6 protein-coding genes are annotated in these 7,785 nt (G+C 43.1%); 4 read left to right on the top strand and 2 right to left on the bottom strand.

Annotated elements, in window-relative coordinates; all coding sequences use genetic code 11:
• Together recN and ABI367_RS09285 are read left to right on the top strand one after the other, a co-directional pair.
• Nucleotides 1–1,625: DNA repair protein RecN (gene recN / locus ABI367_RS09290; RefSeq protein ID WP_462230319.1), on the top strand; the 1,625-nt coding region annotated here is incomplete at its 5' end.
• A 116-nt stretch (nt 1,626–1,741) separates the two neighbouring features.
• Nucleotides 1,742–2,554, top strand: coding sequence for an enoyl-ACP reductase FabI (locus tag ABI367_RS09285; protein WP_462230317.1), 813 nt, complete (start codon nt 1,742–1,744; stop codon nt 2,552–2,554).
• A gap of 247 nt (nt 2,555–2,801) precedes the next feature.
• Here the strand turns inward: ABI367_RS09285 and ABI367_RS09280 are convergent, their stop codons facing one another.
• Together ABI367_RS09280 and ABI367_RS09275 are read right to left on the bottom strand one after the other, a co-directional pair.
• Nucleotides 2,802–3,197 (bottom strand): hypothetical protein, encoded by a 396-nt coding sequence (locus tag ABI367_RS09280; RefSeq protein WP_462230315.1) that lies wholly within the window; start codon nt 3,195–3,197, stop codon nt 2,802–2,804.
• A gap of 205 nt (nt 3,198–3,402) precedes the next feature.
• Complete coding sequence (locus tag ABI367_RS09275; protein WP_462230313.1) at nt 3,403–5,958, bottom strand: ATP-dependent Clp protease ATP-binding subunit; 2,556 nt, start codon at nt 5,956–5,958, stop codon at nt 3,403–3,405.
• 480 nt (nt 5,959–6,438) lie between these two features.
• On the opposite strand from ABI367_RS09275, the gene ABI367_RS09270 reads away from it, so the two are divergent.
• Both ABI367_RS09270 and ABI367_RS09265 read left to right on the top strand, forming a co-directional pair.
• Complete coding sequence (locus ABI367_RS09270; protein WP_462230311.1) at nt 6,439–6,789, top strand: hypothetical protein; 351 nt, start codon at nt 6,439–6,441, stop codon at nt 6,787–6,789.
• Between the two features lie 132 nt (nt 6,790–6,921).
• Nucleotides 6,922–7,785 (top strand): tetratricopeptide repeat protein (locus ABI367_RS09265; RefSeq protein ID WP_462230309.1); only part of this gene is annotated, 864 nt, incomplete at its 3' end.

Raw genomic sequence — 7,785 nt, 5'->3', positions numbered from 1 at the left:
GCCCCGGCCTTAATATCCTCACCGGCGAGACCGGGGCAGGTAAATCCATTATCCTTGGCGCGCTATCTTTAATATTGGGGCAACGAATAGAAAGTAAATACTTTTTTAACCAGCAAAAAAAATGCGTTATTGAAGGTTCGTTTAAGATAGACACCTTTCATTTAAAAGCGTTTTTTGAAGATAACGACCTGGATTACGAAGCAGAAACCGTTTTAAGGCGGGAGATATCTGCCGATGGTAAATCGCGGGCTTTTGTAAACGATACGCCGGTTACGCTGGCATCGCTTAAATTATTGGGCGAAAAGCTGATAGATATACACTCGCAACATGCTACACTGGAGATAAACGACCCGGAGTTTCAGCTATTGGTAGTTGATGCCGTTGCCGGGCATAATGAGTTGCTGACCGATTATCAAACCAAATTTAAAGCTTATAAAAAAGGCATTGCAAAACTTACCCAACTCATTGAGGAGAGTGATAAGGCCAAAGCCGATCTGGATTATTACCAGTTTCAGTTTGACGAGCTGGAAAAAGCCAGTCTGGATGCAGACGAACAAGAAAAACTGGAGCAGGAACTGGCTGTATTAAACAACGCCGAAGAAATTAAACGCAATTTATTAGGCGCACATTACCTGATGCAGGAGGGCGAAACGTCGGCAATTTTACAGCTTCGCGAAGCTTTGCACCAACTAACCGCTATTGAAAATTTTAATCCGCAGATAGAGGAATTACATAGCCGCCTAAACAGTACGCTTATTGAACTGAAAGATATAGCCGCCGAAATTGAAAATATTGAACAGCGCACCCATACCGACGAAGCGCGGGGCGAAGAAATAAACACACGACTTACCCTAATCTACACCCTGCAAAAAAAGCACCGGGTAAATACCAATGCAGAGCTGCTGCAGTTGCAGGACGAATTATCGGGCAAAATACAGCAGGCTGTTTTTGGCGATGAAGCCATAGAGAAACTGCAAAAGCAATTAGGGCTTGATAAACAGGAACTACAGCAATTAGCAACTCAATTATCAGCTAACCGTACCAAAGCCATCCCACAGATAGAAACACAGGTACTGCAAACACTCGGCGAAATGGGGATGGGCAATTCTTCATTAAAAATAGAATTAACGCCAATACCCGAAGGACGTAACACCCCTTTAGGGGGTTTGGGGGAATCGGGTATTGACCTTATCAAATTCCTGTTCTCGGCTAATAAGGGTCATGCCCTGGCCGAAATGAGCAAGGTAGCATCGGGCGGCGAGTTATCACGACTGATGCTGAGCATTAAATCATTGGTAGCTAAAAACACCGCTTTACCTACCATTATTTTTGATGAGATAGACACGGGTGTATCCGGCGAGGTGGCGCATAAGGTGGGGCAGATCATGGAGCAGCTATCGCAAAACCTACAGGTAATTACTATTACCCACCTGCCTCAAATTGCCGGTAAGGGCCAAAACCATTATTTTGTTTATAAAGATGATGAAGGGGTAACCACTTATACCCGTATTAAACAACTGGATAAGCAGGAACGCGTAGTAGAAATAGCCAAAATGCTAAGCGGTGATAACCCCGGCGAAAGCGCCTTGCAGAATGCGAGGGAGCTACTCGGCAGTTTGCAGTAGGCAGTGGGCAATGGACGGTGGGCAAAAATATATTACTGCAAACTGGGAACTGAAAACTGCACACTAAACTGATAAATTAATTATAACTTTGGCACCATTATAAACAAAATCAAAACATGGCTTATAATTTATTAAAAGGTAAAAAAGGCATCATATTCGGTGCGTTAAATGAACAATCTATCGCCTGGAAAGTAGCGCAGCGCGCTGTACAGGAAGGTGCAGAAATTGTGTTAAGCAATGCCCCTATTGCACTACGTATGGGCGAACTAAACAAACTGGCCGAAGAGTGTAATGCACCCGTTATTGGTGCTGACGTTACCAGCAGCGAAGACCTGACCAACCTGTTCACTAAAACACAGGAACATTTTGGTGGCGGTGTTGATTTTGTTTTACACTCCATAGGTATGAGTGTTAACGTGCGCAAAGGCATCCCCTATACAGAAAACAACTACGACTTTACCCATAAGGGTTTTGATATATCGGCTTTGAGCTTGCACCGCGTATTGGCAACTGCCATGAAAATGGATGCGATAAACGAGTGGGGATCAGTTGTAGCGTTAAGTTACATAGCCGCGCAACGGGTATTTCCTGACTATAATGATATGAGCGATAACAAAGCGGTGCTGGAAAGCATTGCCCGTAACTTTGGTTATTTTTATGGTACCCAGAAAAAAGTACGTGTAAATACAGTATCACAATCGCCAACGCGTACTACTGCAGGTTCGGGTGTTAAAGGGTTTGATGGTTTTGTTAATTATGCCGAAAAAATGAGTCCGCTGGGTAATGCTGATGCTAACCAATGTGCTGATTATGTGGTATCGTTATTTTCAGACCTTACCCGCATGGTTACTATGCAAAACCTTTTCCATGATGGAGGTTTCTCTTTTACCGGAGTAACTAAAGACATCATTGAGCAAATGGAAAAATAATTTTTTTGATTTCGGATATCGGATTTTCGATGTCGGATTTATAAATAGGCTGGCCCGCGTGGCTGGCCTTTTTTTGTTTTGGCTGTCATCCTGAGCCAGTCGAAGGATGAGTGTGATGGCCTTTGCCCACATGGTTCGACGAAGCTCACCATGACAACGCGCTCGTTAACTTTTGACGCTACAGCGATAAGCAATAAAACAAAAAAGGCCCCTATCCGGAGCCTTACTAAATTTTTACGCAGCTTAATTACTGATTGGATGTTAACAATAACAGTTTAAGCGTTAAAGGATCCGGTTTAATGGGTGTTACCCCATCAGGTGTTTGGGCGTACAATACTACACTGCCTGCGTTGTGGGTATAGCTGTATGATACGCCGTTATACACTTCGGGCACTTGCTCATAAACACCGTTGGTAAATGAAAAGTAAACCAATACACCACCATTATCATTAAAATAACTATCTATTTCGGGTGTGCTAATTACCGAATAGTAAGATTTTCCATCCGTACTTAACGTCCAGCTGCTGGTAGGTACAGTAAATAGAATGGTTTGATTAGGGTTTGGGGTAATGTACTTTTTTGTGCATGATGACAGCCCTATAGCAACCATCGCAACGCACAGAATTGTTAATAATTTTTTCATAAGTTTATAGTTAACTATTATTGATAAGACTAAAACGGCCAAAAAGGTTTAATCTTATTTAAAAAAATTTAATCACAAAAAAAATCCCCCCGAAATTTCGGGGGGATTGTAGCCTCTCCTAAATCCTCTCCAAAAGAGAGGACTTACCTGTCAAGGTGTATGTTTTATAAGCCCTTCTCCTTTGGAGAAGGGTTGGGATGAGGCCTTATTTTGATTCTTCTTCTTTCGGCTTTTTCTTATCGGGCTTGTCAGCCTTTGCGGTTGCCTTTTTATCCAGGATTTTGATCTCGCCGGCTTCCTTATCAAAGTCAACCACCATAGTATCGCCTTCGGCCAGTTCGCCTTTCAGTATCTCTTCGGCAATCGGGTCTTCCAGGTATTTCTGGATAGCACGTTTTAACGGACGCGCACCAAACTGCGAATCATATCCTTTTTCGGCAATAAACTCTTTGGCGCCTTCGGTAAGCTCAATTTTAAAGCCTAAACCATTCACGCGGCTAAACAAGAAGCCCAATTCGATATCGATAATTTTGAATATCTCGTCTTTACCTAATGAGTTAAATACGATAACGTCATCAATACGGTTCAAAAACTCAGGAGCAAAAGCACGTTTCAAAGCGTTCTCTATCACCCCTCTTGAGTGCGAGTCGGCCTGATTGGTTTTGGCGTTGGTGGTAAAACCTACACCTTGTCCAAAATCTTTTAACTGACGTGCGCCAATGTTTGAGGTCATGATGATGATAGCGTTCCTAAAATCAACCTTGCGGCCCAATGAGTCGGTAAGCTGTCCTTCATCCAACACCTGTAACAGTATGTTAAATACATCCGGGTGTGCTTTCTCTATCTCATCCAGCAACACTACAGCGTATGGTTTACGGCGCACCTTTTCGGTTAATTGCCCGCCTTCTTCATAACCCACATATCCCGGAGGCGCACCCACTAAGCGTGATACCGCAAATTTCTCCATGTACTCGCTCATATCAATTTGTATCAGCGCGTCCTCAGTATCAAACATAAAACGGGCAAGCTCTTTAGCTAACTCTGTTTTACCAACACCGGTAGGGCCCAGGAATATAAAAGAACCAATCGGTTTTTTAGGATCCTTCAAACCTGCGCGGGTACGTTGTATGGCACGGGTGAGCTTTTTAATAGCCTCATCCTGACCAATAATTTTGCTGCTGATGGTCTCGGCCATGTTCAGTAATTTCTGACTATCGGCCTGCCCTACTTTTTGTACAGGGATGCCGGTCATCATAGAAACCACTTCGGCAACATTATCTTCGGTTACGGTATAACGTTTTGATTTGGTTTCGGCTTCCCAAACGGTTTTGGCCTTATCCAGTTCTTCTAATAAATTTTTCTCGGTATCGCGCAATTTGGCCGCTTCCTCATATTTTTGGCTGCGTACCACTTTATTCTTTTCAACCTTTATCAGCTCAATTTTTTGCTCAATATCCAGTATTTCCTGCGGAACATGGATATTGGTCAAATGCACACGCGAGCCCGACTCGTCCAAAGCATCAATAGCCTTATCCGGTAAAAACCTGTCGGTAATATAGCGTGTTGTTAAGTTAACGCAGGCATTAATAGCCTCGTCGGTATAAGTAACACCGTGGTGCTCCTCATATTTTTCTTTAATGCGGTTAAGTATCTCAATAGTTTCGGTAACGCTGGCCGGCTCTACCATTACTTTTTGAAAACGACGGTCTAAAGCACCATCTTTTTCAATATACTGGCGATACTCATCAAGCGTAGTTGCGCCAATGCATTGTATCTCGCCCCTGGCCAAAGCCGGTTTAAACATGTTCGAAGCATCTAACGATCCTGATGCGCCACCCGCGCCAACAATGGTATGTATCTCGTCAATAAACAAGATCACATCAGGCGATTTTTCCAGCTCGTTCATTACCGCTTTCATACGTTCTTCAAACTGACCGCGGTATTTGGTACCTGCCACTAAACTGGCCAGATCCAACGTAACCACACGTTTGTTAAACAATACGCGGCTTACCTTGCGTTGTACTATACGCAGGGCCAAACCTTCGGCAATGGCGCTTTTACCTACGCCAGGCTCGCCTATCAAAATAGGGTTGTTCTTTTTACGACGTGAAAGTATTTGCGATACACGCTCAATCTCTTTCTCACGGCCCACAATAGGATCAAGCTTTCCATCTTCGGCGGCGCGGGTTAAATCGCGGCCAAAATTGTCCAGCACCGGTGTTTTTGATTTAATGTCTGTTACTTTTTTAGGCTGACTAAATGAGTCATCATCCTTAAAATCATCCTCACCTCCGGTTGATGAACCGGGCATCTCGTCGGTCACATTATTTTTATGCGATTCTACCTCGCCCTTAAAAATCTCGTAGTTAACATTAAACTGCATCAGTATTTGTGATGCAATATTATCCTCATCGCGTAAAATCGACAACAACAAATGCTCTGTACCAATTACGTCGCTTTTAAAAATTTTAGCTTCCAGGTAAGTTATCTTCAATACTTTTTCGGCTTGTTTGGTTAACGGTATACTGCCAATATGTACATTAGTGCCTATAGTTCCTTTTACAGCATCTTCAACTGCACGGCGCAATTTGGCCGTGTCAACTGCCAGTTCTTTCAGTAATTTAATAGCTACGCCATCGCCATCACGGATAAGCCCCAGCAGTAAATGCTCGGTACCTATATAATCATGCCCAAGGCGTAAAGCCTCTTCGCGGCTGTATTGTATCACATCTTTAACTCGTGGCGAAAATTTAGCTTCCATATATTATCCTCGATTTAACGCCCTAATTTATCAAATAGTTTGACTGGTAGGGTATATTGTTTTCTAACTTATCAACAATATTATTGCCAACTTCTAACAATGCCTAAAAACAGACATTATTATGATGTGCAATCTATTAAAAGTTCCTTTTCAAACAACCTTTTCTGTAAAAAATTATGCTTGTCTGACGCTTCTTTATAGTTATACGTTAATAATTACTTATTGGATGGCTCGAACCGAAAATAGTTTAACCCTTTTACCGCGATATTATTTCCCCAAACGGGGCATTTAAGCAATAACGGCAGGTTTTATGACAGAGTGGCGGGTGATTAGTGATTAGAGAATAGAGAATAGTAATTAGTTAGGTTAAGGCAGGATGTTGCCCTACTAATCTCTAATCACTACTCTCCAATCACTATAACCAAACAATTACCCCTCACCAACAGTTATGCACTATATACACAACAAATTTTTACAACTATGAAAAACATCGTTAAATCGCTGGTGGCTATATTGCTGGTAGCTACTACCTTAACCACCTTTGCGCAGCGCAGGCACGATATTGAATTTGTATCCAATATACCGGCTGGTCGTAACATTTTAGTGCAGCCGCAGTTGGGTCATGACCGCCCTTTTAAAGGCAAAATAGCAGTTGATTTTACCATTAACCGCAAAGGCGATGTTATTGCCGCGCATGTTAACCGCCGCGCCAGTACCATACGTAACCGCCAGTACATAGCGCATTTTGAGGAGGCTGTGATGGGTGCCAAATTCAGTAAAATAAAACACGGGCCGCAAACCCAGCAGGGCCGTTTAACTTATTCGTTTTAACGATAGTAATCAGTGATGGGAGATTAGTGATTAGTTGACCATCTTGCAAAAACCTCCTTCCCACAATTATCGGGAGGGAGGTTTTTTGTTTAAAAAAAGTATATTTGTTTACCAACTAAACCTTGTACTCTCATGAAACGCTGCCTCTTTACCCTGCTTATATTAAGTGTATTTAAAACTTACGCTCAAGTACCAAATACTCTAAATTCCGAACCAATTAAAACCCTATATGGCACAATTGAGTTTACTACACCCTTTTACAACCTTGAAGAGCGCTGGGCAGTGCTACCCAAAAACGCGCAGATAAATAAATATCTTTTCGGGATGGTCTACGTGGATAACACAGCGGGCTATACCTTCCGTTTGGAAGGTTTTTTCCAGGTGGATGAGCAGGGTCATGTTTTTCGCGATTCAACCGATTATGTAAAAAATAATAACGTAACCGTTGCACGTGTCGGCGCCGGCACAAAACTACTTGGCGCCATACCCGCTGCCATGCTGCCTATACTTAAAGTTAAACCAGTGCCCGAGTGGCTGGCTATTTATCATCCGGTTACCCTAAACCGCGAAGCTACCGCTTACAAAATAGCACATGGCCGTTTTTTAAATGGGCTAAGAGAACCCGCAAAGGCATTAGAGTTTCTGGAACCTGTTTATAAAACCGACCCCCATGCCGCCGGGCTGGAGTACGAACTAAGTTATGCCTACAATATACTTGGCCGTACCGCCGATGCCATAACCATACTAAAGGGCGCTATTGCCGCCACACCTGATAATGGCAGCCTGTATGCCGAGCTGGGCTACGCCTATGTGCAAAATAAGGATTACACTACCGCGGTGGATGTGTTTTTAAAGGGGCTCGACCTGGCTAAGAAAAAAAATGACGACTTCTTCCGCAATACCATGACCACCAATTTAACGTTGGCATATACCGAGCTGAAGCAGTACGATAAGGCCGTTGGCATTGTTAACCAGTTTTTGGCCGACTCGCCCAAC

Source organism: Mucilaginibacter sp., assembly GCF_039935595.1.
GTDB lineage: Bacteria > Bacteroidota > Bacteroidia > Sphingobacteriales > Sphingobacteriaceae > Mucilaginibacter.
The sequence above is the reverse complement of the archived record's forward strand: the minus strand, read 5'-3'. Positions and strand labels throughout refer to the sequence as shown.